The organism is Streptomyces atroolivaceus, from assembly GCF_000717025.1.
Lineage (GTDB): Bacteria > Actinomycetota > Actinomycetes > Streptomycetales > Streptomycetaceae > Streptomyces > Streptomyces atroolivaceus.
Window position 1 is genome coordinate 1 of the sequence record NZ_JNXG01000076.1, and the last position, 350, is coordinate 350.

General features: G+C 72.3%; 1 pseudogene. It reads right to left on the reverse strand.

Annotated features, from left to right (window positions below):
- A pseudogene (locus tag OO67_RS35480) lies at nt 1-350 on the reverse strand (NF041680 family putative transposase); the annotation flags it as partial.

The window sequence follows — 350 nt, forward strand, 5'->3', positions numbered from 1 at the left end:
TGCCAGAGCCGGTCGGCATCTGCGGGAGTTGCGTCGATGCCTGACCACCACAGCCAGACCGGCTTGGGGGGGGCCCCGCTGGGCAGGCGGTCGATGTCCAGACGGATCACTGTTCCCTCGACGATGGGGAGGGTGCCGTCGGCTGCGGCCCAGGAGGAGCGGTGGGTCAGCTTGGGGTGCAGCCGGTCCCAGGAGCGGGCGAGGGCGGTGCCATAGAGCCGGGTGTCGGTGACGGTCTCGGTGTCCGGGGTGCCCCAGGTGTCGGGCTGTCCGAAGACGAACTCGCCTCCGTGCCGGGGCGGGCGGCCAAGGATGTGCGGCTGGCGGAGTGGGGCAGGCCTGCGCAGGAC